Below are 26,170 nucleotides of genomic sequence, written 5' to 3'. Positions count from 1 at the left end.
CCGCAGGACATTGGCGGCCCTTAATGCCTGACGAAGTAAAGCGGTGTGCGCAGGGTGAACTGGAATGCGGGCTTCGGCGTCCAGAACATCGTCGCGGTTAGGCCGAACAGGCGGTTGTCGTTGTCGTCCATCCGGTCGAGGTCGGCCCGGAGGATTGGCTGGGTGAAGGAGTGCAGCGACAGCAGCGACTGGCCGGGCGGCAGGAACGGGGCGAGCGCCGAGGTGTTCGCGCCGCCGAACGACTGGACGCCCGCGCGGCCGGTCAGCTTCCAGTTGTTGGGCCATTGGTAATAGGCGCCGATATAGCCGATGATTGCCGGGCGGACCGAGGCGAGCCCGGAATCGACCCGGATATTGGTCACTTGCACGCCTGCGAGCAGGGCCCGCGTCTCGTCGGTATCGAAAGCGTAGGCCGCCTCGGTCACCGTGGTGAGATTGGTCGTCGATAGCGGGCCTTCGGTTGCGGACTTGGTGAGCGTCGAGAGCACCGTCACGGTGGGGAACGGCCCGCCATTCTGCTCGATGATGTCGGCCTGAATGCCGACGTTCCAACTCGCGACAGCCACCGACGACCAGGGCGTGAGATCGGTTTTCGAGGTACTCGCCGTGATCCCCCCAAATACCGAGAAGCGCTCGTTGAAATCGACGGTCAGCGGCAGGTCGATCGAGGCTCCCTGGCCCGAGACCGACGACAGGGATGACAAAGAGGGCAGCGACAACGAATTGCCGAAGCCGATATTCAGCGTCCCGGCGGGCACGGTGAAATAGTTGGTCCGCATGTCGACATAGATATTCGGCAGTTGCGAGGCACTCGCCTTCGGGGCCTTGGCATCGTCCTCGCCGTTGCCCGCGAGAGCCGCCGTCGGACAAGCCGCCGCCAAGGCCAGCAGGGCTGCAACGGCGAAGTGCTTCCGCCGGCCTACAGGGCACGGGCGGGAAGAGGATATATGTCGTGTGATGTCAGCAGTCACCCAAGCGAGCCCCGGCCGAACGGCAGGTCTGCGCGTTCGCTTGCCTTGCAGTATAGGCAAGCTGGGCGTGCCGCCAAGGCTGACAGAACCGAGGCATCGATTCGCCTCTCATCAAGAAGCAAAATTTTCCCGGCAAATTTTTCTCAAGGCACGGATTGATCCGCGCCGCGTCAGGGAGGGCTGTTACAGGCCATTGGAAAGGCGTGTCTTTTGTACCCGCGCCGATGGCACGCGGCTTGCTGAAGATAATTGAAATTCAGATTCGTCCGTGAGGGAGCCAGCAACCGCCATGTCCATCTCACCGTCAGGTATGACCTCGTCGTCCGTGCCTGCCACCTCGTCGTTATTGGGAAGTACGTCGGCCAAGAACAAGCCGTCGGCGGAGGATCAGTTTCTCAAGATCGCCGGCGAGACGCCGCAACAGCGGATGTTCAATGCGATGTTGAGCCAGCTTGGCATCAGCGAGGATGACTTCAAGGCCATGAGTCCCGCCGAGCAGCAAAAGGTGACGCAGAAGATCCAGGAGATGATCCAGCAACAGGCGCAGACCGGCGGCGCCAAGGCGCCCGGGCTGGTCATGGACAAGTCCGTGTGATCTTACCGTGGGGCTGGGGCAGCATGTAAATTCCATCGTTCCGGCTGTTGTCAGAATAAATGGATCGGATAGGCTGGAGGCCTTATTTCACCGGGAGTATCCCCATGAAGCGCTTCTCTCTTGCGATCCTGTTGAGCCTTTTTGTCGCCTCGCCCGCTTTCGCGGACGCCGCCTGCAAAGCCGTCAGTGCCGACGGCAAGCCGCTCTCCGGTGCGGCGAAGGCGAGCTACATGAAGAAGTGTTGCGAGACCAACGCCAAGAGCGCCGACGGCAAGCCACTGTCGGGTGCCGCCAAGAACTCCTACGTCAAGAAGTGCATGGGCTGAGGGACGGCCTCATGCTGAAACACGAAGCCCCGCGCGAGCGGGGCTTTTTGTTTTTGGTATTGGGTCAATTGGCTTTCGAGAAGGTGCTGCGCACGATGCCGTGGCGTTGCAGCTTGTCGTAGAAAGTCTTGCGCGGGATGCCGAGCGCTTCGATCGTGCGGCGGACGTCGCCGTCATGGCTCTCCAGCGCCTCGCGGATGACCGACGCCTCGAACCGCTCCAGCCGTTCAGGCAGGGGCAGCGTGTTTTCGGGCCGCCCTCTGGCGTTGTCCTGCGTTTCCTGATCGAGGCCGAGCACGAAGCGTTCGGCGAAATGCGACAGTTCCCGCACGTTTCCCGGCCAGTCGTGATCGCGCAGATAGCGATGCACGGAAGCCGGAATGTCAGGCACAGGCCGCTGGAAGCGTGCGGCGGCGCGGTTGGTAAAATAGCCGAACAGCATCGGGATGTCGTCGCGCCGTTCCCGCAGCGGCGGGATCGACAACGTGACGACGTTGAGGCGGTAGTAAAGGTCCTCACGGAAGTTGCCGCGCTGTGCGGGATCGCCGAGATCGACCTTTGAAGCGGCAACGATACGCAGGTCGACAGGACGGACTTCATTGGTGCCGAGCGGTGCGACCTCGCGCATTTCCAGCACACGCAACATTTGCACCTGGACCGACGGCGGCATGCTTTCGATTTCGTCGAGAAACAGCGTGCCGCCATCAGCATGCTGGATGCGCCCGAGCCGCCGCTTCTGGGCGCCGGTGAAAGCACCTTGCTCGTGACCGAACAACTCGCTCTCGATGATGCTCTCTGGCAAGGTACTGCAATTGAGCGCCACGAAATTATTGGCTGCGCGGCGGCGGCTCCAGCGGTGCAGCAGCGTTGCGACCACTTCTTTGCCGGAACCGGTTTCTCCTGTCACCAGCACGTCGACATCGGTATCGGCGATCTGGCGCAGCGTTTGTCGCAACCACTCCATCGCGGGCGTCTGGCCGATCAGGGGCAGGCCGTTTTCGGCCTCGATCGCAGCCTCGCGCAGCGAGCGGTTCTCCATCACCAGTTTCCGCTTTTCGGCGGCATGCCGGACGCTGTGCGCCAGCCGCTCGGCGGCGAAAGGCTTTGTGATGAAGTCGTAGACTCCATCCTGGATCGCCTTCACGGCCATCGGAATATCGCCGTGGCCGGTGATGAGGATGACCGGAATATCGGCATCCTCCTGTTGCAGGCGCTGGAAGAACTGCAACCCGTCGATACCTGGCATGCGGATGTCGGATACGACGACGCCATTGAAATGCCGGTCGAGTACGGCAAGCGCATCTGCCGCCGCGGTGAAGGCCTGTACCTGAAATCCGGCAAGCTCCAGCGTCTGCTGCGTTGCCTTCAGAAGATCGCGGTCGTCATCCAGCAGGACGACGGAGAGGGGATCGTTCGATGCTACGCTCTGTGTCATGGAGCCCTCACCAGATAGATCGTGAAGCATGTGCCGTGTTCGCTGCTGTCGACATCGATGCGTCCGCCATAGTCGGAAACGATCTCCTTGGAGATCACGAGGCCGAGGCCAAGTCCGTTTTCCTTCGATGTATTGAACGGCGAGAACAGCGAGCGCCGAATGGCTTCGGGAATGCCGGGGCCATTGTCGGAGATTTTGACGGCGACCTCGTTGCCACGGGACGCAACCGAAATCTCGACACGCGGATCAGGGCGCCCCTCCAGCGCTTCCAGCGCGTTCTGGAACAGGTTGATGAGCACCTGCTCAAGGCGGATGCGCGTGCCCGACACCTTGAGGCCGGAGGCGGGAAGGTCGTATGTCAGCGCCTCCAGATGGCCGGCGAAGCGGCTTCGCAGCAGCACCACGGCGCCGTCGATGGCGTCGCGTAACTCAACAGATTCGGCGGCGGTTCGTCCCTTGCGGGCGAACGCCTTCAACTCGTCGGTGATGGAGCCGATGCGTTCCGTCAGCGATGCGATCTTTCCGAGATTGTCCGCAGCCGATGAAGGTTGGCCGCGCTCGAGGAAAGTCCGCGCGTTGTCGGCATAGGCGCGGATGGTGGCGACTGGCTGGTTGATCTCATGCGCAACGCCTGCCGCTACCTGCCCGAGGATGGCGAGGCGGTTGGCTTGCACCAGTTCCTGCTGGACGATCTGCAATTTCGCTTCGGTGGTGCGGTGATCGGAAATCTCGATCTCGAGCCGGTCGCGGGCGCGGCTCAGATCCTCCGTGCGTTCCGCCACGCGCCGTTCCAGCTCCACGCGCGCCATTTCGCTTGTCGCGATGCGCATCTGCGCGGAGTGGCGGCGCCAGAGCAGGAAGGCGGCCAGCGCAAGCAGGGGGATGAAGACACCGAGCGCCAACAGGCGCGCCTCGCGCATGGCGGCCGCCGCCGCTGGCTCGACCGGCACCAGATAGTCCAACCGCCAGGGTGTCGACGGCACCCGCGCTGTCAGCCTGAGATATTCGGCTTTTGGGCGATCCGGCAGCGTTGCGCGCACAAGCGAAGTGCTGGGATCGATGGTCTGGATCGGTGTGATCGGAAGCGGCATCAGTGGCGCATCATCGAACTGAAGGCTGCCGCGGATGGTGGCGAACATCGTTTCGGTCAGCTTGCCGTCAGTCAGGAACCGCCACGATGGGATGCTGGTGATGAGCACGACACCGTGCTCGTCGACGACATAAGAGGGGCGGTTGCTTTCGTGCCAGTCCGCCTCTAGCTGGTCGAACTCCATCTTGACGACGACCACGCCAAGCGGCTTGTGCAGGGGGCCGACGATCCGTGAGATATAGAGTCCCGGCTTCTTGCTGACGTTGCCGAGCGCGAAAAACTCGGCCGTCCCTTCCTTCATGGCGTGCACGAAATATTCGCGGAAGGAATAGTCGTTTCCGACGAAGCTGTCCGAGTCCCGAAAGTTGCTGGAAGCGATGGTGAGGCCGTCGGTGCCGATGACGTAGAGCACCGCTGCCTTGGTGCCGGCGACGAGCCTTGCCAGCTTTTCGTTGAGGCGGCCGACGGAGGCAGCATCGCCGATGGCGAGCGCGTCATGGACCCGCTGGTCCTCGGAGAGAAGCAGCGGAAGCGCGCGCGGGCTCTCCAGCACGGCGCGCAGCAGCGCCACCTTGAGATTGGCATCGGTATGGCCCTGTTCGGCGAGCATCTTGAGTTCGCGCGCGCGGCCATAGAGCCCTGCGATCACGACAGTGGCGCAGGCGAGTGCGAGCGCCAGCACGGCAAAGCCGATCCAGACGCGGCGTGCCCGCTTCCGGAGTTGGCCGGGCGTGAGGGCAGGTGCTGACTGTGCTGTCGGCGGCATGGCGTATCTGTGCATTTTTCTGCACATCGCTCAATACCGTAAGTGCGAATTATCGCGCAAAACTGACTGGCCGCACCCGTTCAGATATCGAAAATCTATAAATATCAATGTTTTGAGGAGAATAATCCTGCTGGCACGCAGGTTGCTGATGTCTCTCGCGGCGGCTGTTGGCCGCGACAACTCAACAATCGACCCCGAGACGGAACACCGCCATCGGGGCTGGGAGGCTAACATGCAGAGCACTTTCGAGGCCGTGGAGAAGCACGGCAAGGTTCCGTTCTACCGGCATCTCTATTTCCAGGTTTTGGCGGCGATCGTCGCGGGCGTCCTGCTCGGGCACTTCGACCCCGGCGTCGGCGCGGCCATGAAGCCGCTCGGCGATGCCTTCATCAAGCTGGTGAAGATGGTGATCACGCCGGTGATCTTCCTGACGGTTGCGACCGGCATCGCGGGCGTGTCGGACCTCAAGCGCGTCGGCCGCGTTGCCGGCAAGGCGATGCTCTATTTCCTGACGTTCTCGACGCTGGCGCTGATCCTCGGTTTGATCATCTCGAACGTCGTGCAGCCGGGCGCGGGCATGCACATCGATCCCGCGACGCTGGATGCCAAGGCCGCCGCCGCTTATGCGGCCAAGGCGCATGACGCCTCCATCGTCGGCTTCCTGATGGACATCATTCCGAACACCATCGTCGGCGCGTTCGCCAAGGGCGATATCCTGCAGGTGCTGTTCTTCTCCGTGCTGTTCGGCATCGCGCTGGCGATGGCCGGGGAACGCGGCAAGCCGATCGTCGATTTCCTGCAGGCGCTCACCAACCCGGTGTTCCGCCTGGTCGCGATCCTGATGAAGGCAGCACCCATCGGGGCATTCGGCGCGATGGCCTTCACCATCGGCAAATACGGCATCGGTTCGATCGCCAATCTCGCCTTCCTGATCGGCACATTCTATCTCACGTCGCTGTTGTTCGTGCTGGTCGTGCTCGGCGCGGTCGCCCGCTACAACGGTTTCTCGATCCTGGCGCTGATCCGCTACATCAAGGAAGAACTGCTGCTGGTGCTCGGGACCTCGTCGTCGGAGGCGGCATTGCCCGCGCTGATGACGAAGATGGAGCGCGCGGGCTGCGACCGCTCGGTCGTCGGCCTCGTGATTCCGACCGGCTATTCCTTCAACCTCGACGGCACCAACATCTACATGACACTGGCGGCGTTGTTCATCGCGCAGGCGACGGACACGCATCTGAGCCTCGCGGACCAGATATTGCTGCTCCTGGTGGCGATGCTGAGCTCGAAGGGGGCTGCGGGCATCACCGGTGCGGGCTTCATCACGCTGGCCGCGACGCTGTCGGTGGTGCCGTCCGTGCCGATCGCGGGCATGGCGCTGATCCTCGGCATCGACCGCTTCATGTCGGAATGCCGCGCGCTGACCAACTTCGTTGGCAACGCGGTGGCGACCGTCGTGGTCGCGCGCTGGGAGAAGGAACTCGACCAAGAGAAATTCGCCGCCGCGCTGGCGGGCGAATTGCCGGAGGACGAAGCAGCCTACGAACCTGAATTGCAGGCAGCGTAAAGAAGCAAACTAAAAACGGGGCCGATGTCCGAAAGGAGATCGGCCCCGTTCTTATTTTTATCCCGAGATTGATCAATGTGTAGCTGCATATATCGCAATACGATATGTACGAAAGTTAATTGTGGCGGTGGGAACGCAAGCTTCCTGCGGCGGATTGTCCCGGCAGAATTCAATTCATCACTGCTGGCACCCCGCAGAAGCCGGTGAAAGCTGACCTCGTGAGCGCCTTGCCCGCAGGGGAGTGCTCACCATGTCAACCTCAACAGCAATACTGCAAAATCTGGATTCCACTCCAAGCGCAAACCGCTGGTGGCAGCTTGTCTTCGGCATCATCTGCATGGCCAGCGTCGCCAACCTGCAATATGGCTGGACGCTGTTCGTGTTGCCGATTCAACATCAGTGGGGATGGAGCAAGGCGGAGATTCAGGTCGCGTTCTCGATCTTCATCCTGCTCGAAACCTGGCTGGTGCCGTTCGAAGGCGCCATCGTCGACCGCATCGGCCCGCGCTGGATGGTGCTCGCGGGCGGCATCTGCACCTTCCTCGCATGGTTCATCAATTCACAAGCCTCGTCGCTCGGGATGCTTTATCTCGGCGGCGCGATTGCAGGCATCGCCGGCGGCGCGGTCTATGGCACCTGCGTCGGCAACGCGCTGAAATGGTTTCCCGACAAGCGCGGACTGTGCGGCGGGCTGACGGCGGCGGGATTCGGCGCCGGTGCTGCGATCACCATCGCGCCGATCCGTGCGATGATCGAAAGCAGCGGCTATCAGCATACGTTTCTGGTGTTCGCGATCATCTACGGCGTCATCATCGTGGTCGTCTCGAATTTCATCAAGGCGCCGCTTGCCAGTGACACGGTGCCGCTGGCCAAGATCAAGGTGCCGCAGGGCGCTGACGATGTGCCGCCGTCGCAGGCGGTGCGCTCCCCGATCTTCTGGACCATGTATCTGATGTTCTTCCTTGTCGCGGCAGGCGGCCTGATGTCGACGGCGCAACTGGCGCCGATCGCGAAGGAGCGCGGCATCTCCGACGCGATGGTCGTGATCTTCGGCATGAGCACGCCCGCGATCGTGGCCGCACTGACCGCGCACAACATCACCAATGGCGTCGGACGTCCGCTGAACGGCTGGATCTCCGATCACATTGGCCGCGCCAACATGATGGGAATCTCGTTCGGGATCGAGGCGCTGTGCCTGGCCGCGTTCGGGTTCTTCGGCACCACGGCGATCTCGTTCATCATCACCGACGCGCTGGTGTTCCTGTTCTGGGGCGACATCTTCAGCCTGTTCGCGGCGACGGTGGGCGATGCGTTCGGCCGCAAATACGTCACCGCCAATTACGGCATCATGTACACCGCCAAGGGTGCGGCCTCGCTGCTGGTGCCGGTCGGCAATCTGCTGACCCAGACGACGGGCAACTGGCACATCGTCTATGCGCTGGGCTGCGGCATGAACATCGTCGCGGCATTGCTCGGCTTCTTCGTGCTGAAGCCGATCATCAATGAGCGGCTGAAAAAGCCCGCGGCGGGCGGCGTGCATGACGCGCATGCTGTGCCTGCGGAGTGAGGTCGGCGGCGAGTGGTGGTTTACAAAACCGCTGCATGAGAAAACAAGAAGCCCCGCGAGAGCGGGGCTTTCGTTTGTGCAATGTCTGCTGCTAAGAGGCCGGCTGTTTCCGTGATGCCTGCGGCGGTGCAGGATCCGGAGAAAATACGATAGATTTTCTATGACTCCTCTGGAAGAAAATTAGGCCAGAGGCCCTCGATTACTGCTTTAAGAGCAAAAGAAAGAGGTATTTGCGTTTTGTTTTTACGATGGACTGTAACCTCGCTTACTTGAGATTGTCCCCATATTCTAAGTGCCGCTCCTTCTTTGGATGATGAAACACCCCAGAGCGCCATAGGTGATCCAGTCTCGTAAAAACCAGCGGTTGCGTACAGATGCTTGTAGACAGTTGCTACACTTTGAATCGTTCGGAAATTTGGTTCGATCTCTCCAAGATAAATCAATAGCGATTTCTTGGTTGGCCAACGGGCAACTCGTTTTGGATCATGTCGTGCGTAAAATGCATAAAAGATATCAGCTTGTTGAAAGGCGGCGATACTTGCATTGAATCCCAACCGAATGTCACTCGGGCGATTCAAGAAGTCCTCAAAATTCGGGCGCACAAAGAAATCATAGAATAATCTAGGCGTGGTTTGATTAGGCATATCGTTCGTTGTAGCCTGGTATGAGTCAAGGCGCGCAGGACGAAGATATTTACTACGAAGAAAATTTTTGCCTTGGTCTGTTGTATTTCAGGGCAACGTATGGATGGCGATTGCCAGCCCAACAATGCTTGCTACACTCGCAATAAACGCAATGGCTTTATTATCTAATACCCAATTGTAAGCACCCCTAAGCCGTCCACCGTGCATCTCCCACCAAGTGGTGTTTGTTTTAAGCTGGCGGTTGCAAGCTCTTTCGGCGATATTTGCGACGACGTCTACTTTCCGAAGGGTGGATTGATGCAAGCCTACAAAATTGCGTTTCTCGAAGGCCTCGGCTTCTTGCGGCCCAGTTAAAAAATCACGTGGCTTTATAGAATTTTTGGCTAAGAGAGATTCTAGTCGAGGGTGTCCAATATAGCTAACGCCATATATGTCAATTAGAAGTCTCGCGAGATCGAATTTCTTTTCGTCGTCGATGATAAATGGTTGTCCGCCTAATACGCGATGCCGGTGTTCTATCGCTGCGAATCCGTAATTGATGTCCCTCATATTCCAATGCAGGTACTTCATCCCTTTATGACTGCCGACATGGTCATAGAAAGCATCAAGCATTTGCCGTTCTAGTGCATCATACTCTGCTTCGATTTGGTCGAACGGTACACCGCGCTCCTCTGCGACCTGATGAATTGAGAACGAAATAGTTTGGCCGGAATCGAGTTTTCTTACCGCGATTGAGGTGATGCGAGGCGATGCTCCGTTGGGCCGGTCATAAAAACTTTCGCAAGAATAGTGGATCACCCAGACGTTCGGCGAGTCGACAAAAATCGAGACTAGCTTTCCATAGCTCGATTTTTGCTTCTTTTGGTCCGGGGCCGTCATTTTTAAATAAGTCTCACGAACACCCCGTCGTGCTTCCGCAGGTGTCGCACTTCATGCAGGTGCCGTTGCGCACCAGCGTGAAGTTGGAGCACTCCGAGCACATGTCGCCTTCGTAGCCGCGGGCTTTGGCTTCCGCGCGGCGCTCGGCCTTTGTGGGCGCGGCTGGTGCGGCGGCAGCGGTTGCTGCCTGTGCCGAGCCTGCCTTGCTCCACTGCTGCGCCTCGAGTTTCTCGGTCGGCGAGAGTGCACGCTCGGGCTCCGCGGTCTTCAGCGCCGCTGCACCTTCACCACCACCTGACGCCATCGCGGTGACACGCGACCCGCCGACAGGGGCGGAGTCGTTGTGCGCGGTGACGGCCGCGCTCGCGCCGCCCTGCATGACGACAAGGTTATCGGAGCGGGAGCGGGTGAGGCCCTTGGAGAGATACTTGCTCGGGCCGCTCTGCGCCTTGCCTTCGTTCACGCCCTTGCCGAGCGCATCGAACTGCGTCTCGCTCGGATCAACATGGGCGAGGTCGTAGCGCGACAGGTAGCTCACCGCGAGTTCGCGGAACACGTAGTCCAGGATCGAGGTCGCGTACTTGATGGAGTCGTTGCCCTGCACCGGGCCCGCGGGCTCGAAGCGGGTGAAGGTGAACGCATCGACATACTCGTCCAGCGGCACGCCGTATTGCAGGCCGAGCGAGACGGCGATGGCGAAGTTGTTGATGAAGGAGCGCAGCGCCGCGCCTTCCTTGTGCATGTCGACGAAGATCTCGCCGAGGCGGCCGTCGTCATATTCGCCGGTGCGCAGATAGACCTTGTGGCCGCCGACGATCGCCTTCTGGGTGTAACCCTTGCGGCGGTCCGGCATTCTCTCGCGCTCGCGCGAGACATGCTCGACCACGCGCTCGACGATCTTCTCGACGACCTGCGTGGCGCGCGCGGCCATCGGCTTGTCGTGGAACGCCTCGATCGCATCGTCTTCGTCGTCATCGTCGGCGATGAGCTGCGAGTTGAGCGGCTGCGACAGCTTCGAGCCGTCGCGATAGAGCGCGTTGGCCTTGAGCGCGAGCTTCCATGAGAGGAGGTAGGCCGACTTGCAGTCGTCCACCGTGGCGTCGTTCGGCATGTTGATGGTCTTGGAGATCGCGCCCGAGATGAAGGGCTGCGACGCCGCCATCATGCGGATGTGACTTTCGACCGACAGATAACGCTTGCCGACCTTGCCGCACGGATTGGCGCAGTCGAACACCGCATAGTGCTCGTCCTTCAAATGCGGCGCGCCTTCCACCGTCATCGCGCCGCAGATGTGGACGTTGGCGGCCTCGATGTCGCGCTTGGAGAATCCGAGTGCCGCGAGCAGGTCGAAGCCCGGCACGTTCATCACTTCGGGGGCGATGTGCAGGCTGTCGCGGATGAAGTCCTCGCCCAGCGTCCACTTGTTGAACACGAACTTGATGTCGAAGGCGGTCGGCAGGGCCTTCTCGACCTTCGCCAGCGCTTCATCGGTGAAGCCCTTGGTCTTCAGCGAGGAGGCGTTGATGCCCGGCGCGTTGGACAGCGAGCCGTGGCCGACGGCGTAAGCCTCGATCTCGGCGATCTCGCTCTCGCGATAGCCGAGCGCGCGCAGCGCCTCCGGCACGGCGCGGTTGATGATCTTCCAGTAGCCGCCGCCTGCGAGCTTCTTGAACTTCACCAGCGCGAAGTCGGGCTCGATGCCCGTGGTGTCGCAATCCATCACGAGGCCGATGGTGCCGGTCGGCGCCACCACCGTGGTCTGCGCGTTGCGGAAGCCGTTGGCCTTGCCGAGTTCAAGCGCACGGTCCCATACCGCCTTGGCATGATCGACGATGTCGGCCTGCGGGCAGGAGGCATGATCGAGCGGCACCGGATTGACGGCAAGCGCCTCGTAACCGGCGGCTTCGCCGTGTGCTGCGCGGCGATGGTTGCGGATCACGCGCAGCATGTGGCTCGCGTTCTTCTTGTAGCCGGGGAAGGTGCCAAGCTCGGCGGCCATTTCGGCGGAGGTCGCATAGGCCGTGCCGGTCATGATCGCGGAGAGGGCGCCGCACAGCGCGCGGCCTTCCTTGGAATCGTAGGGCAGGCCCATGGTCATCAACAAGCCGCCGATGTTGGCGTAGCCGAGGCCGAGCGTGCGGAATTCGTAGGAGAGTTCAGCAATGGCCTTCGACGGGAACTGCGCCATCATCACCGAGATCTCGAGCACGACGGTCCACAGCCGGCACAGATGCTCATAAGCATCCGCATCGAAACGGCGGGTGTGGGTGTCGTAGAACGTCAGCAGATTGGCGGAGGCGAGGTTGCACGCCGTATCGTCGAGGAACATGTACTCCGAGCACGGGTTCGATGCGCGGATGTCGCCGGACGCCTTGCAGGTGTGCCAGTCGTTCATCGTGGTGTTGAAGTGCAGGCCGGGGTCGGCGGAGGCCCACGCGGCGTAGCCGATCTTCTCCCACAGATCGCGGGCCTTGAGCGTCTTGGTGACCTTGCCGTTGGTGCGGCCGATCAGATTCCACGGGCCATCGGTTTCCACCGCGCGCAGGAAGTCGTCCTTGAGCGAGACGGAGTTGTTGGAGTTCTGGCCGGAGACGGTGAGGTAGGCTTCCGAATCCCAGTCGGTGTCGTAGGTGTCGAACGCAATGTCGGTGTAGCCCTGACGCGCGAACTGAATCACGCGCTTGATCATGTTGTCGGTGACGAGCGCGCGGCGGGCGAGCTTGATCTCACGCTTCAGCGCCGGGTTTTTCTCGGGCAGGTAGCAGTCGTCGCCGGGGCCTTCGCAGTTCACGCAGGCCTTCATGATGGCCTTGAGGTGCTTCTGGTTGATCTTGGAGCCCGTGACCAGCGCCGCGACCTTCTGCTCCTCGCGCACCTTCCAGTCGATATAGGTCTCGATGTCCGGATGATCGGCATCGACCACCACCATCTTCGCCGCGCGGCGCGTGGTGCCGCCCGACTTGATCGCGCCCGCAGCGCGGTCGCCGATCTTGAGGAAGCTCATCAGGCCCGACGAGCGGCCGCCGCCCGACAGCTTCTCCCCTTCGCCGCGCAGCCGCGAGAAGTTCGAGCCGGTGCCCGAGCCATACTTGAACAGGCGCGCTTCACGCACCCACAGATCCATGATGCCGCCTTCGTTGACGAGGTCGTCCTCGATGCCCTGGATGAAGCAGGCGTGCGGCTGCGGATGTTCGTACGAAGACTTCGACTTGGTCAGCTTGCCGGTCTTCCAGTCGACGTAATAGTGGCCCTGGCCGGGACCGTCGATGCCGTAGGCCCAGTGCAGGCCGGTGTTGAACCATTGCGGCGAGTTCGGCGCGACCATCTGCCGGGCGAGCATGAAGCGCAGTTCGTCGTGGAAGGCGTGGGCGTCGTCTTCCGACGTAAAGTAGCCGCCTTTCCAGCCCCAGTAGGTCCAGCAGCCGGCGAGGCGGTCGAAGACCTGCTTGGCGGTGAGTTCGCCGACGAAGCGCTCGGACTCGGGCAGGGCAGCGAGCGCTTCGGCGTCCGGCACCGAGCGCCACAGCCATGACGGCACGGTTTCTTCCTCGACCTTCTTCAGGCGCGCGGCGACGCCGGCCTTGCGGAAATACTTCTGCGCCAGCACGTCGGAAGCGACCTGCGACCAGAACTCGGGCACCTCGACGTTGTCGAGCTTGAACACCACCGAGCCGTCGGGATTGCGAATCTCGCTCGTCGTCAGCCGGAACGAAATGTCGGCGTAGGGTGACTGATCGGCCTTGGTGTAGCGGCGTTGAATTCGCATCGTATGCCCCGTCTCAATGTCCGGCGGTTCCGCATTCCCGCGGCGCCGGAAGATTTCAGTTCGCGAACCGTGGTTCGCCGTTCAGCCATGATCTGGCCCGAATGCGGCCCCGGCCTATTTAACTCTGCGGAGCATCATCGGGTTCTGCGGCCCGATTGGCTCCAACGCCCACCCACCAAATTCATTCCCGCTTTGTGTTCGCGGGCCAGGCTTCAAAAACCGCAGACAAATCCTCTGTCCGCAGCCTCCTTCGGCACAGCGGAGTTGTCTGTTGGCTTGTTGCGATAGGGGTCTGGCGCCAACGCAAATACTCCGCACCTGACAGTCTGAACGCTAGGACGACTCCCGCGCGCCCGTCAAGGATTAGTACTCAATCCTGAATCAAACACTAAATATGGTGGAAAACGGGGATTGCCAGTGGCATCCAGCCTCCTTGGGCCGTGTCTCCCGCCAGCAAAGTATGGGTGAGTCCGTCCCGATTCCAAAGGCGAAAATGACCCTTTTGAGAGGTTCCCGCTCACGGCAAAGGCATGCAGAAACTGTCGCCGTCCATGCGTCCAATCTGGCGCTTTTCGGGTGGACCGTGGGGCTCGCGCGTGGCTTTCTCCCCGTCTTCCACAATCGTTGTGGGTACAGATTCTCCGAGAGCAGCCGATGGACCAGCGCGTGCCGGGCGAGCCGATCATGGTGTCGCCCCCGTATCCCTCGACCCAACCACCGCACGAGAACCGTGCCGTCGGCTACGCGTTGCTGTTCGTCGCCACCATTATCTGGGGCATTAACTGGCCCGTCTCGAAATGGCTGCTGCATGAACTGCCGCCGCTGACGCTGCGCGGCCTGCCGGGGGTGTTCAGCTCGCTGATTCTTGCAGGTTTCGTTCTGGCCAAGGGGCAGTCGTTGCGCGCGCCGCGTGGTGAATGGGGCAAGCTCATTCTTTATGCGGCGCTGATGGTCGGCTTCTGGATGGGGCTGATGGGGCTGTCGCTGGTGCATCTGCCGGCATCGGAAACCGCGATTCTCGGCGCCACGATTCCGGTGTGGGCTGCGGGCCTTGCCTGGCCGATGCTTGGCGAACAGCTTTCCGTGCTGCGGGTCATTGCTATTGCAATGGCGGTCGGGGGCGTCGTGCTGTTGATAGGCGGCGACAGCATCAGCGTATCCTGGGAGAAGATGCCGGGAATCGCTTACGCGCTGATAGCAGCGCTTTTGTTTGCCCTCGGCGCAGTTCTCGCCAAACGGCGGCCCATCGCGCTCCGCCCGCTACCGGGTGCAGTCTGGCAGATCGGGCTTGGCTGTTTTCCCGTGGCGCTGATCGGCATTCTGTTCGAGCACCCGCACTTCGGCGGGATGTCCACGCTTGGCTGGGCGCTGTTCGGATTCAGCACCATTTTTCAGGGAGCGATCGGCTATGCGTGCTGGTTCGCCGCGCTGGAGCGGCTGCCAGCCTCGACTGCCGCGGTCGGGACATTGATCGTACCGGTGATTGGCGTGGTGGCGTCGGCGATCTCGCTGGGAGAGCCGCTCGGAATTCCCCAGATCGGCGCATTGCTGCTGACGGTCACGGGCGTTGCCATCGCGGCGCGTTCGTAAGCCGCCGCCAATGAAAAAGCGGCGTATCGCTACGCCGCTTTTCTTCATCCGTTACATGAAGACTTATGGGCAAGGATGGCGCAGGCCATCGTAACCGAGGAACGTGCCGCTGCGCGGATCGTAGGATTTGTAGCGCTGCATGCAGTAGCTCACGCCATCGCCTTCAACATAGGCAGGAGCGGGGGCGTAATAGCCATAACCCGGACCATAGTAGTACGGACCCTGGCTGGCCGCGATGGCGCCGCCGATCAGTGCGCCGGCCGCGAGGCCTGCACCGACGCCGCCCCAGCCCCAACCGCCATGGCGATGATATCCACCACGATAGCCGTAGTAACGCACCTGGGTCACATCCGGCGATGCGGTTGCTGCATTCGCCGTCGAAAGGGCCGAAGCTGCCATCAGAGGGGCAGCATTTGCACTGGAAGCCATGGAAAGCGGCAGGGCGAGCGCGATGGCGGCTACTGCGATACCCTTGGTCAAATTCGTCATTTTGAACTCCAAAATCCCTGTCAGACGGTGGTTTCAACCATTTCAACGCGCGGGATTTGAACGCGTTCCATGAAGTTCCCGAAATGTCGGAAGGGTTTTCGGCGCTTCTGTGGCAAAGTTCCATGACAAAATGCCGTACCTTTGTAGAAGCTGCAGTGGTATCCGAAGCTGCATCTGGACAACGGCAAGGGCGGGTGGCATCAAGGGCGCGCAATGCTCCCCGATCGCACGGATTCTCGCATGAAGCTGTTTCTCTTGAGGATTTTTACCTGGTGGAACGGATTCACGTTCGGGACCCAGTTCTGGACCTGGCGGTTTGGCGAGCTGGTCGGCACCGACGAGATGGGCAATCGCTATTATCGGACCAAAGGCGGCAAGATCGACCCGACGCTCGGGATCGAACGGCGGTGGGTGATCTATAACGGCTATGCCGAGGCCACCAAGGTCTCGCCGGATTGGCACGGCTGGCTGCATCACAGCGTCGACGTGCCGCCGACCGAGGAACATTATACGCCCCGTGAATGGCAGAAGCCGCACCGCCCGAATCTGACCGGCACACCGGCAGCCTATCGTCCTTCCGGTTCGACGCTCGCGAGCGGCCAGCGCCCCTCGGCGACCGGCGACTATCAAGCCTGGACGCCGGGAAGCTGAACGGGCCGATGAGCGGCACGCCCTTTCGTTGCCGCAATGCCCGTGTTAACCGGTGGCCTCGCGCGACGCGGTTTCCGTAGAATATCGCGGATCCGAATCGTCCAGGAATTGTCCAAGCAGAGCGCGCAATGTCCCGAACCGCCGCCACGATTTTGTTTGCGACATTGATCGCGGTGCCGCCGCTTGCTTTGCCGTCCGCGCGCGCGCAGATCGGCAATATCTTCTCCGATCAGCCGTTGCGTCCTCCTGCTGGAATCCAGCGCGGTGATCCTTCACAGGATCCCGACGAGGAAGAAGTGCCTGAAATTCCGCAGGGCCGCCTGTTGCCCGCGCCGCAGCAGCCGCGGCCATTGCCGCGAGGGCAGGCCGCGCCTTTGCCGGGCGCCGTGCAATCCGAGCCTCTTGCGCCGCCGCCTGGCAGCGCAGCGGCTCCTCCACAGCAACAGCATCCGGGTGTTGCGGCCAATCCGCCGGCAGCCAATGCGTTGCCTGGCTTGCCACCGGGGCAGAAGCAGCCGCGCGGCAACCCGCAGCAATCTCCCGCGACTTTGCAGCCCGGCGACGAGATCGTGACCGAGCCGCCCGCCGTGAAGATTCCGAACAAGAAGGCGGTGTTCTCCGGCCTCGACAAAATCACCGGCCGCATCATCACATTCGATGAGGATATTGGCGAAACCGTTCAGTTCGGCGCGCTGCGGGTGAAGACCGATGCCTGCTACACCCGCCCCGCGACAGAGGCGGCCAACACCGACGCGTTCGTCGAGGTCGATGAGATCACGCTCCAGAATGAAGTGAAGCGGATTTTCTCCGGCTGGATGTTCGCGGCGAGCCCTGGTCTGCACGCGGTCGAACATCCGATCTATGATGTCTGGCTGACGGATTGTAAGGGACCGGAGCAACCGGTGACGGCGCAGAACGAGCCGGTGAAGCCCGCGCCGCCGCCCGCGCAACAACAGCAGCCAAAGCGCCAGCCGCGGCCTCAGCCGCCAGTTCAGCAACCTGTGCAGCAGCGCCAGCCCGTACCGCCGCCGCCCGGTGGTTTCCGCTAGCAGTATCCTGACGGGTCAGGCCTGATCGCTTGTCCCGCGCAGGATCGCGAGTGCGTCCGCGCCACTGACGGGCCGTTCGACTGGCAACGCGAAGAAATCTCCCGCCAATTGAATGGAGCGGTCGAGCAGCGAACGATACTTGCGGCGTGAGACTTCGATAGCGCCCAGACTGCGCAGATGTTCCGTCACGAATTGCGTATCGAGGAGCCCGAAGCCGCCCGCGATCAAACGCGCGGCGAGGTGAACCAGTGCCACTTTGGAGGCGTCGCGGCTGCGGTGGAACATGCTTTCGCCGAAGAACGCGCCTCCGAGCGACACGCCATACAGCCCGCCTGCAAGCTCATCGCCGTTCCATGCCTCGATGCTGTGGCAATGACCGATCCCGTGCAGCGCGCCGTAGAGCTTGCGGATGCGGTGGTTGATCCATGTGTCCTCACGCCCGGGCTGGGGAGCCGCGCATTCGCTGATGACGCGCTCAAAGGCGGTGTTGACCGTGACGCGATAGCGGTCCGAGCGCACGGTGCGCGCGAGGCGTGAAGAAATATGCAGGCCATCGAGCGGGAAGATGCCGCGCTGTTCCGGCTCCACCCAGAACAGGCTGGGGTCGTCGGCGCTTTCCGCCATCGGAAAGATGCCGCAGGCATAGGCCCGCAACAGCACCTCGGGCGTGATTTCGGACGTGGCGGTGTCGCGCGAGCTCATAAGCCCATTGTAGCTGAAGATGCCGCTCTCGTCAGGCGGGGGTGGGGGGCGGCGGTTTGCCGGAAGGGCTGAAATTGATCACGATCCGCGTGCCGGTGTGCGAGGGATCGCGTTCCACGCTCGCATCGAGCTTGATCGCCATGGCGCTGACGATGCGCTGGCCCATGCCGGTGGAGCGTGGATCATGTTTGGCCTGAAAGCCGACGCCTTCGTCGGAGATCACGAGCTCGATGTCCTGCGCGCGATTGCGCAGATCGACGTGGATCGGCCCTGCGCCGTTGGGATAGGCGTATTTCACGGCATTCATCACAAGCTCGTTGACGATGATGCCGATGCCGACCGCGCGATCCGGGTCGATCTCGATGGGGTCGGCGTTCAGCGTCAGGCGCGACATTCGATTGCCCTCGGCGGAGCGGCGCAAATCTTCCAGCAGCGCTTCCAGATACTGGTTCAGCATCACGCTCTTGAGGTCGTGCGAGGTATAGAGGCGGCGATGCACCTGCGCGACTGCTGCGACACGGCCCATTGCATTCATGAGCGCAGCCTTGACGTCGTCGTCGTTGCTCGATGATGCCTGAAGGTGCAGCAGCGAGGCGATGATCTGCAGCGAATTGCCGACGCGATGATTGACTTCGCGCAACAGCATTTCACGCTCTGCTGCAAGCGCCGCATAGCGGTCGCGCGAGGCATGGACTTCAGCTTCTGCTTCGTCCCGGGCCTTGCGCATGCGCGCAGTTTCCAGCGCGCCCGTCACGGCGGCGTGGAGCAGGGGAACGAAATCGCCCTTGGTGTCTTTGACGATATAATCGATGGCGCCGGCCTTCAGCGCCGCAATGGCGATCTGGCTGTCTTCCGAGGCGGTGACGAAGACAATGGGCGGGGTCGCCATCGGCAGCCGATAGATTTGCTCGAGCGTCGCGAGGCCATCGAGACCGGGCATGTGCTGATCGAGCGCGACGACGTCAATGCCGCCTTGTTTCAGGCGTTCAATACCGGTTGCTCCATCGGATGCGTGTTCGACGTCGATTCCGTGGCGGTTCAGGCCGCGCTCGACCAGCCGGGCAAGTCCCGGATCATCATCGACATAGAGTAATCGCGGGTTAGGAGGCGTCATGCTTTGACTGGCGGCACCTGTATCACGGAAAAGAACAGGCCAAGCTGCCGGATAGCGTTGGCGAAGCTTTCGTAATTGACCGGCTTGGTGATGTAGACGTTGCAGCCGAGTTCGTAGCAGCGCTTGATTTCCTGCGCGTCGTCGGTGGTAGTGAGCACCACGACGGGAGCGGATTTCAGCGTTGCATTGTCCTTGACGCGCTTGAGAATGTCGATGCCTGTCATGTCCGGCAAATTGAGGTCGAGCAGGATCAGAAGCGCCTGCCCCTTGTGCTGGTCGGCAGTCCCGTCGGCGCCGAACAGATAATTGATTGCCTCGGTACCGGTGGCGAAGGGAATAATGTCGTTGTTGACGCCGGAGCGACGGATGTTGCGCTCGATCAGGCGCGCGTGTCCCTCGTCGTCCTCGATCATCACAATTTTTACAGGGCTACCCATACGATTTCCCTTGCCTTGATAAATTCCACTGTGCGGGTAGCGCTATCGTAAACGTGCTACCCTTGTCGAGTTCAGATGAGACTGTAATGGAACCGCCGAGCCGACGGACCAGCGCCCGCACGTGCGCAAGACCAATTCCCTGGCCGGGCTTGTCCTGTGTGCCCGCGCGGCGGAACAGATCGAAAATACGGTCATGGTCGTTAGGATCGATGCCCCGCCCGTTATCGATAACGTCGTATACCACAAAGCCAAGCTTGGTGCGGCCGCGGACGCTGATTTCACCTGGGACGTCGTTCCGCAGATACTTCAGTGCGTTTTCAAGCAAATTAGAGAAGATTTGTTCCAATGCGAGGCGGTCGCTGACCAGATTGGGCAGCGGATCGATGTTGATCTGCGCGTGCGCTTCGGTGGTCTGGTGCGTCATGCTGTTGGCGATTTCCTGCAACAACGCGCGCATATCCACATTGACGGGATTGAACTCGCGTCGCCCCTCGCGCGTGAGCTTGAGGATTGCACTGATGAGGCGGTCCATCTTTCCGATCGAGGACTTGATGAACCCGAGCGCCTCGGAAAAATCCTCGGACAATTTCTTATCTTCGGGCGCGAGGATGAGTTCGTCCGTGCCGCCTTCAGAAATCGCTTCGGGCGGCGCAGCGTCTGCGGCGCGGCTGTAGCGTGAGATGCGGCTGAAAATATCGCCGCGCAATTCTTCCAACTCGCTGGTGAAACCCATGATGTTGACGAGAGGCGAGCGAAGATCGTGACTGACGATATAGGCGAAGCGCTGAATTTCCTGATTGGCCTCGCGCAGATCGCCGGTGCGTTCGTCGACGGCAGATTCGAGATTGAGATTGATGTTGCGCAGGGTTGCTTCCGCTTGATCGCGTGCGCGTGTGGATGAGCGAATGAGCAGAATGGACAGTATCGCCAGCAGAACGATGAAGGCGCTGCCGGCAATTGTCACGAACATGTTGAGAGATTGGCTGCGATCGGCCGCTTCGGTGCGAAGTTCAAACAGCCGATTTTCCTCGACGCGCATGTTGCGGCCGACGTCGAGGATGCGGTCCATCTCGTCGTTTCGGGAGATTTCCATCAGGGATGAACGAGCCTGATCGGTATGATCGTTCTCAATGTCGGAAACCGCACGAAGGAGAAACTGAAGCCGCTGCTTTACCAGATTGTCCAACTCGGCAACATTGCGCTGCTCGATTGGATTATCCTGTGTTAATTTTTGTAACCGCGAAATCGATGGGCCAATCAAGGCCTCGGCTTTTTCGAAATCGCTGCGATAATTGTTGTCCTTGGTCACGAGAAAGCCGCGTACCGCATTTTCGGCACGCTGGATTTGAAGCTGGACGGTGCCGATCTGGCTTTCGACCTCGACCGTGTGGGTGACCCACAGGGCATCGGTCCGCGCACGGTGGCCGAGATAAAGCGAAGCGGCGCTGATCGCGACGAGAACGAGAAAGCCGGCCGTCAAAAGACCGACCTGCCACACCGTACGAAGGCGCGCGGCTTCTGAAGTCACGACAGCCTCTCGATCGCGTTCGTCAATCAGGCGGACTCCGCTGGTTGGCAGGACGAGGCGGGATGTGCCGTTCTTTTAATGAGGCTTTGTATCTCCGCTGGCAAGATATTGTTCGAGCCAGTGAATGTGATAGTCGCCGTCGATGATGCTGGGCTCGCGGGCCAGTGCCCGGAACAGCGGTAGCGTGGTTTCGACGCCATCGATGACAATTTCATCCAGCGCACGGCGCAGCCGCATCAGGCATTCGCCGCGGGTTTTGCCATGGACGATCAGCTTGCCGACCAGAGAGTCGTAATAGGGCGGAATAACGTAGCCCTGATAGACCGCTGAATCGATCCGCACGCCGAGACCGCCGGGCGGATGGAACTGGGTGATCTTGCCGGGCGAAGGACGGAAGGTCACCGGGTTCTCGGCGTTGATGCGGCACTCGATGGCGTGGCCGTTGATGGTGACATCATTCTGCGTGCAGGGCAGGTCGCCGCCTGCTGCGACGCGGATTTGCTCCAGCACGAGATCGATGCCGGTGATCATTTCAGTGACCGGATGCTCGACCTGGATGCGGGTGTTCATTTCGATGAAATAGAATTCGCCGTCCTCGTAGAGGAATTCGATGGTGCCGACGCCGAGATACTTCATCTCGCGCATCGCGTTCGCGCAGATTTCACCGATGCGGTGACGCGCTGCCGGCGAAATGATCGGCGAGGGGCTTTCCTCCCAGACTTTCTGGTGGCGGCGCTGCAGCGAACAGTCGCGCTCGCCGAGATGGATCGCGCCGCCGCGGCCGTCGCCCAGAATCTGGATTTCGATATGACGTGGCTTGCCGAGATATTTTTCCAGATAGACCGAGCCATCGCCGAAGGCGGCCTTGGCCTCGTTGCTCGCGGTGGAAAGCGCCAGCATCAGATCGGCTTCGGTCTGCGCGACCTTCATGCCGCGCCCGCCGCCGCCCGCAGCGGCCTTCACCAGGACCGGGAAGCCGATTTCCTTGGCGATCGCCATGGCGTCATCACCCGGGCTGACGCCACCATCGGAACCCGGAACCACCGGAATGCCGAGGCGCTTGGCAGTCTTCTTCGCCTCGATCTTGTCGCCCATGGTGCGGATGTGCTCAGCCTTAGGGCCGATGAAGTCGAGATCGTGTTCGGCGAGAATTTCCGCAAAGCGCGCATTCTCCGACAGGAAACCGTAACCGGGATGCACGGCATCGGCGCCGGTGATCTCGCAGGCGGCAAGCAGCGCGGGGATGTTGAGATAGCTGTCCTTGGCGGCGGGCGGGCCGATGCAGACGCTCTCATCGGCGAGGCGCACATGCATGGCGTTGGCGTCGGCAGTAGAGTGCACGGCGACGGTCGCGATGCCGAGCTCCTTGCACGCACGCAGCACGCGCAGGGCGATTTCGCCGCGATTGGCAATCAGAATCTTGTCGAACATCGTGCCTGCCTTGGCGGGCCCCTTGGAGGCCGTGGATTTATTCAATGATGACGAGGGGCTCGCCGAACTCGATCGGCTGGCCGTCTTCGACAAGAACCTGCGTGACCGTGCCGGTGCGCGGCGACGGAATCTGGTTCATCGTTTTCATCGCCTCGACGATCAACAGCGTGTCGCCGGCTTTCACCTTGGTGCCCACTTCGACGAAGGGCTTCGCGCCGGGCTCGGACGCGAGATAGGCGGTGCCGACCATCGGTGAAGGCACCATGCCGGGATGCTTGGCGACATCGAGGAGCGGAGCGGCAGTTCCGGCCGGTGAAGCGGCCGTAGCGGCTGGCGCTGCAGTGACAACAGGCGCAACCGGGACACTGGCTGCGACCGTGACGTTGCGCGCGATGCGGACGCGAAGGCCTGAGCGCTCGACTTCGATTTCGGTCAGATTGGATTCATCCAGCAGCGCCGCGAGATCGCGAATGAGATCGCGTTCGTCGATTTTGCCGGGGGTGGTTTTGTCTTGCGGCTCACGGGCCATGTCGGATTCCAGAATTGCGCGGGGACAGTGATCGATCAGGTTTTCGCCGCAAGACCGATCCGGGCGGCGAGGCCCTGGATCGCGAGCCTGTAGCCCTCGATACCGAACCCGCACAAACTCGCGAAAGCTGCCTTTGCGATGAAAGATTGGTGACGGAAGCGTTCGCGTGCATAGACGTTCGAGACGTGAACTTCAACCGTTGGGATTTGTACGCCAACAAGGGCGTCATGGATCGCAATCGAGGTATGCGAATAGCCGCCAGCATTGATGATAATGCCAACGGCTTTCTTGGCCGCGGCCTCTTGGATGAGATCGACGATTTCACCTTCGCGGTTGGTCTGGCGGCAGACGGCTTCCGCGCCAAAGCGGCTGGCGGTGTCGCGGCACAGCTTCTCGACGTCGGCGAGGGTATGATGACCGTAGATTTCAGGTTCTCGCGTGCCCAGAAGGTTCAGGTTCGGGCCGTTGAGCACGTAAATCGTCTTGGTCATCCGAATGCTGATCCCTGAAATCGCGAGATGCGCCAAAAAGCGAAGCGCTGCCGGGGGTTATAGGTAATCTTAACCCGCGAGGGAAGCCTTTCTGCCGCGCCTTGGGGATAGGCAGGTTCCCGCCGGGGCGGAGAAAACCCCGTAAAAACCATGCAAATCTTTGATTAACCAATGTCCAAGGTCGGACCTGTGCGAACCCGACAAAGGCCCGCGCCGGTCTTCTGCCGGGCGCGGGCTTTTGAATGCAGAATTGAGGATCAGCAGCTTTCCTTGCCACAGCGGGCCAGCGCGACCTTCTTGGTGAGGTCGGAGAGCCCGACCGCGCCAACCACGACATCCTTGCCGATCACGTAGCTCGGCGTGCCGGTGAGGCCCATGTCCTCGGCGATCTTGAAGTTCTCCTTCAAGGTCTCGTTGATCTGGGGGCTGGTCAGATCCTTCTCGAGCCGCGCCATGTCGACACCCACTTCCTTGGCGACGGCGAGCGCGCGTGCCTTGTCGGCCTGACCGTGGCCGCCCAGTAGCTTCTGGTGGAATGCGAGATATTTCTTGCCCGACGGGTCCTGCATGTGCACGGCGATCGCAACGCGCGCGGCTTCAACCGAACCCGGGCTGAGCACCGGAAATTCCTTCAGCGTGACGCGCAGGTTCGGATCGAAGTTGATCAGGTCGAGCATGTCGCCCATGGCGCGCTTGCAGTAACCGCAATTGTAATCGAAGAACTCGACGAAATTAACGTCGCCCTTCGGGTTGCCGAGCACCACGCCATGCGGGGAATTGAACAGCGCATCGGCGTGCTTCTCGACAGCGGCCTTCTGCTTGGTGACTTCGGCTGCGGCCTGGCGGCGGCCGAGTTCTGCGGAGGCCTCTTCCAGCACTTCGGGATGGGCGATCAGATAGTTTCTGACGACCGTCTCGATGTCCTTGCGTTGTGCATCGGTGAACGACTGCGCCGACGCGGCGATGGGAAGGCTCACGGCAAGCGCGAGAGCGAATGGTGTGAGCGAGCGAAGGGACAGCATGGAGACTCCTTTGGGCCGGTAGGGCGGCGTCAGTTCTTGATCGATTTCGTATTGACGATGTCGTCGGCACGAACCCATCCGGGCGAGCCGATCGGAAAACGGGTCTTGGCGCGAGAGGCGAGGTCGCGCGCGGTCTTGTGGTCGCCACGCAGATAGGCGGCATTCGCTGCGGCAAGATCGGCGTCTGCAAGGTCGCCCTTGCGGCCATAGGCCATGGCGATTTGAGTGTAGCCGATAGGGGCCTCGGGTTCGCGCGCCAGCGCCGCCTTGAGAATCGAAATAGCCTCGTTTGCGTAGGCCTTATTATCCGACGCCACCAGCGCCTGACCAAGTAACATCTCAATGAGCGGCGCCTGATGCGACAGTTGGACCGCTTTGCGGAAGGGTGCGATGGCCTCCGTGGGACGGCCTCCTTCAAGCAGCGCCTGTCCTTTTAGCTCGTAAAAATACGGGTTGGCAGGCTCGACCTTGATAAGCCCATCGATCTGGGCGATGGCGCTGCGCGGATCGCCATGAAGATAGGTGGCGATGGCTCGGGCGTAGCGGGCTGGCAGGCTGTTGTCGGACATCGGGTAGCGGCGATACACGGTCTCGGCGCGCTCCATGAAGCCAGAGACCTTCGCGCGCATCATATCGTGGCGGTGTTGAAGCGCCGGATCGTCCTTCTTGTTCCAGTAAGGACTCGATTTTGCGAGTCCTTCGAGAGCCTCGACGCGCTCGGCAGGCATCGGGTGCGACTGCATGTAAGGGTCGGCGCCGTAAGCGGAGAACAGGCTCTCGTTCTGGAATCGCTTGAACGTCTCGTACATGCCTTTCGTGGATTGTCCGGTCGCATTGAGGAATTTGACGCCAGCCTTGTCGGCGCTTTCTTCCTGCTGGCGCTGATAGGACAACAGCGAGCGCATGATCATGGATTGCGGAGCGGCAACCGCCGCAGCACCACCGGCGCCTGCACCCGCTCTTGCACCCGCGACCGCCGCGCCGACGCCGAGCAGCATGGCGACGATCATCTGCGTTTGCGCGTTCGCGATCTGCTGGCGCATCTTTGAAAGATGGCCACCTGCAAGGTGGCCTGTTTCGTGGGCGAGCACGCCGATGAGCTGGTTCGGCGTTTCCGATTTCAGCAGCGCGCCATAATTGACGAAGATGCGTCGGCCGTCGGCGACGAAAGCGTTGAAGCTCGGGTCGTTGATGATGACGACCTGGATGTTCTGCTTCTCCAGCCCGGCGGCGCGCAGGATCGGCCGGGAATAGTCGCGCAGCAGTTGCTCGGTTTCCGTATCCCGCAGCAGGGGCGGCCCTTTCTTGGTATCCGCCGAAACCGGGCCTAGGACAGGCCAACTCGTCAGCAAAAGCGCCACTGACGTGAGCGTCGCAATCGCGCGACGGGCGAAGCCGGGTCGGGCCGGTGCGGTCTGGGCGGTAAGTAACGTCATGGGCGCGGCAGGCAAATCCGTCTGGTGCGAGCCACCGGCAATGGAGTGCAGCGGTAGCGCATGGTAAAGACTGTTCAAGGGACGGAATGCGGCGGGAG

Annotated in this window: 23 protein-coding genes; 7 read left to right on the top strand and 16 right to left on the bottom strand. The window is 61.3% G+C overall.

The features are described 5' to 3' along the window. Positions 1–20: 20 nt before the first annotated feature. Complete coding sequence (locus AC1RNA_RS12845; RefSeq protein ID WP_492951359.1) at positions 21–881, bottom strand: hypothetical protein; 861 nt, start codon at positions 879–881, stop codon at positions 21–23. A 379-nt stretch (positions 882–1,260) separates the two neighbouring features. Here AC1RNA_RS12845 and AC1RNA_RS12840 point away from each other — a divergent pair, with 379 nt between their 5' ends. Further along, positions 1,261–1,566, top strand: a complete 306-nt coding sequence (locus AC1RNA_RS12840; RefSeq protein ID WP_009339326.1) for a hypothetical protein — start codon at positions 1,261–1,263, stop codon at positions 1,564–1,566. Positions 1,567–1,670: 104 nt separating this feature from the next. Next, positions 1,671–1,892, top strand: a complete 222-nt coding sequence (locus AC1RNA_RS12835; protein ID WP_009339327.1) for a hypothetical protein — start codon at positions 1,671–1,673, stop codon at positions 1,890–1,892. A gap of 64 nt (positions 1,893–1,956) precedes the next feature. On the opposite strand, the gene AC1RNA_RS12830 is transcribed toward AC1RNA_RS12835, so the two are convergent. Further along, positions 1,957–3,327, bottom strand: a complete 1,371-nt coding sequence (locus AC1RNA_RS12830; RefSeq protein WP_492951358.1) for a sigma-54-dependent transcriptional regulator — start codon at positions 3,325–3,327, stop codon at positions 1,957–1,959. Continuing rightward, on the bottom strand, positions 3,324–5,183 hold the full coding sequence (locus tag AC1RNA_RS12825) for a sensor histidine kinase (protein WP_492951357.1): 1,860 nt from the start codon (positions 5,181–5,183) through the stop codon (positions 3,324–3,326). Before AC1RNA_RS12825 ends, AC1RNA_RS12830 begins: the two co-directional genes overlap by 4 nt. Before the next feature lie 232 nt (positions 5,184–5,415). On the opposite strand from AC1RNA_RS12825, the gene AC1RNA_RS12820 reads away from it, so the two are divergent. Then, the gene (locus tag AC1RNA_RS12820) at positions 5,416–6,747 is read left to right on the top strand and encodes a dicarboxylate/amino acid:cation symporter (protein ID WP_492951356.1); all 1,332 of its coding nucleotides are present in this window, start codon (positions 5,416–5,418) and stop codon (positions 6,745–6,747) included. A gap of 250 nt (positions 6,748–6,997) precedes the next feature. Then, positions 6,998–8,314 carry an oxalate/formate MFS antiporter gene (gene oxlT / locus AC1RNA_RS12815; protein ID WP_492951355.1) on the top strand — a complete coding sequence of 439 codons (1,317 nt, stop codon included), beginning with the start codon at positions 6,998–7,000 and terminating at the stop codon, positions 8,312–8,314. A 158-nt stretch (positions 8,315–8,472) separates the two neighbouring features. On the opposite strand, the gene AC1RNA_RS12810 is transcribed toward oxlT, so the two are convergent. From AC1RNA_RS12810 to AC1RNA_RS12800, 3 genes are all read right to left on the bottom strand, one after another. Then, on the bottom strand, positions 8,473–8,958 hold the full coding sequence (locus AC1RNA_RS12810) for a hypothetical protein (protein ID WP_492951354.1): 486 nt from the start codon (positions 8,956–8,958) through the stop codon (positions 8,473–8,475). Positions 8,959–9,045: 87 nt separating this feature from the next. After that, entirely contained in the window at positions 9,046–9,837 is a 792-nt protein-coding gene (locus AC1RNA_RS12805) for a hypothetical protein (RefSeq protein ID WP_492951353.1), read from the bottom strand. Between the two features lie 13 nt (positions 9,838–9,850). Next, on the bottom strand, positions 9,851–13,603 hold the full coding sequence (locus tag AC1RNA_RS12800) for a vitamin B12-dependent ribonucleotide reductase (protein ID WP_492951352.1): 3,753 nt from the start codon (positions 13,601–13,603) through the stop codon (positions 9,851–9,853). Positions 13,604–14,257: 654 nt separating this feature from the next. On the opposite strand from AC1RNA_RS12800, the gene AC1RNA_RS12795 reads away from it, so the two are divergent. Beyond that, positions 14,258–15,193: a DMT family transporter gene (locus tag AC1RNA_RS12795; protein ID WP_492951351.1), complete on the top strand. Its 936-nt coding sequence runs from the start codon at positions 14,258–14,260 to the stop codon at positions 15,191–15,193. A gap of 63 nt (positions 15,194–15,256) precedes the next feature. Here the strand turns inward: AC1RNA_RS12795 and AC1RNA_RS12790 are convergent, their stop codons facing one another. After that, positions 15,257–15,682: a BA14K family protein gene (locus AC1RNA_RS12790; protein WP_009339334.1), complete on the bottom strand. Its 426-nt coding sequence runs from the start codon at positions 15,680–15,682 to the stop codon at positions 15,257–15,259. Between the two features lie 240 nt (positions 15,683–15,922). On the opposite strand from AC1RNA_RS12790, the gene AC1RNA_RS12785 reads away from it, so the two are divergent. Together AC1RNA_RS12785 and AC1RNA_RS12780 are read left to right on the top strand one after the other, a co-directional pair. After that, positions 15,923–16,333, top strand: coding sequence for an NADH:ubiquinone oxidoreductase subunit NDUFA12 (locus AC1RNA_RS12785; RefSeq protein WP_009339335.1), 411 nt, complete (start codon positions 15,923–15,925; stop codon positions 16,331–16,333). A gap of 128 nt (positions 16,334–16,461) precedes the next feature. Continuing rightward, the gene (locus tag AC1RNA_RS12780; protein WP_492951350.1) at positions 16,462–17,382 is read left to right on the top strand and encodes a DUF2155 domain-containing protein; all 921 of its coding nucleotides are present in this window, start codon (positions 16,462–16,464) and stop codon (positions 17,380–17,382) included. A gap of 15 nt (positions 17,383–17,397) precedes the next feature. Here the strand turns inward: AC1RNA_RS12780 and aat are convergent, their stop codons facing one another. The 9 genes from aat to AC1RNA_RS12735 form a co-directional block, all read right to left on the bottom strand. After that, on the bottom strand, positions 17,398–18,084 hold the full coding sequence (aat, locus tag AC1RNA_RS12775; RefSeq protein ID WP_048756189.1) for a leucyl/phenylalanyl-tRNA--protein transferase: 687 nt from the start codon (positions 18,082–18,084) through the stop codon (positions 17,398–17,400). 31 nt (positions 18,085–18,115) lie between these two features. After that, entirely contained in the window at positions 18,116–19,198 is a 1,083-nt protein-coding gene (locus AC1RNA_RS12770; protein ID WP_492951349.1) for a sensor histidine kinase, read from the bottom strand. Then, positions 19,195–19,635 (bottom strand): response regulator, encoded by a 441-nt coding sequence (locus tag AC1RNA_RS12765; protein ID WP_009339339.1) that lies wholly within the window; start codon positions 19,633–19,635, stop codon positions 19,195–19,197. The genes AC1RNA_RS12770 and AC1RNA_RS12765 overlap by 4 nt, the downstream gene beginning before the upstream one ends. After that, positions 19,628–21,163 (bottom strand): sensor histidine kinase, encoded by a 1,536-nt coding sequence (locus tag AC1RNA_RS12760; protein WP_492951348.1) that lies wholly within the window; start codon positions 21,161–21,163, stop codon positions 19,628–19,630. Before AC1RNA_RS12760 ends, AC1RNA_RS12765 begins: the two co-directional genes overlap by 8 nt. 75 nt (positions 21,164–21,238) lie before the next feature. Further along, on the bottom strand, positions 21,239–22,594 hold the full coding sequence (accC, locus tag AC1RNA_RS12755; RefSeq protein ID WP_492951347.1) for an acetyl-CoA carboxylase biotin carboxylase subunit: 1,356 nt from the start codon (positions 22,592–22,594) through the stop codon (positions 21,239–21,241). Between the two features lie 37 nt (positions 22,595–22,631). Continuing rightward, entirely contained in the window at positions 22,632–23,123 is a 492-nt protein-coding gene (gene accB, locus AC1RNA_RS12750) for an acetyl-CoA carboxylase biotin carboxyl carrier protein (protein ID WP_009339342.1), read from the bottom strand. Between the two features lie 35 nt (positions 23,124–23,158). Then, positions 23,159–23,614, bottom strand: a complete 456-nt coding sequence (gene aroQ / locus AC1RNA_RS12745; protein ID WP_009339343.1) for a type II 3-dehydroquinate dehydratase — start codon at positions 23,612–23,614, stop codon at positions 23,159–23,161. A 257-nt stretch (positions 23,615–23,871) separates the two neighbouring features. After that, positions 23,872–24,636 (bottom strand): DsbA family protein, encoded by a 765-nt coding sequence (locus AC1RNA_RS12740; RefSeq protein ID WP_009339344.1) that lies wholly within the window; start codon positions 24,634–24,636, stop codon positions 23,872–23,874. Between the two features lie 29 nt (positions 24,637–24,665). After that, on the bottom strand, positions 24,666–26,072 hold the full coding sequence (locus AC1RNA_RS12735; RefSeq protein WP_492951346.1) for a M48 family metalloprotease: 1,407 nt from the start codon (positions 26,070–26,072) through the stop codon (positions 24,666–24,668). Positions 26,073–26,170 lie beyond the last annotated feature (98 nt).

This window comes from Afipia sp. GW821-FHT14H12 (assembly GCF_058803465.1).
This window is presented reverse-complemented; position numbering and strand designations above follow the sequence as displayed.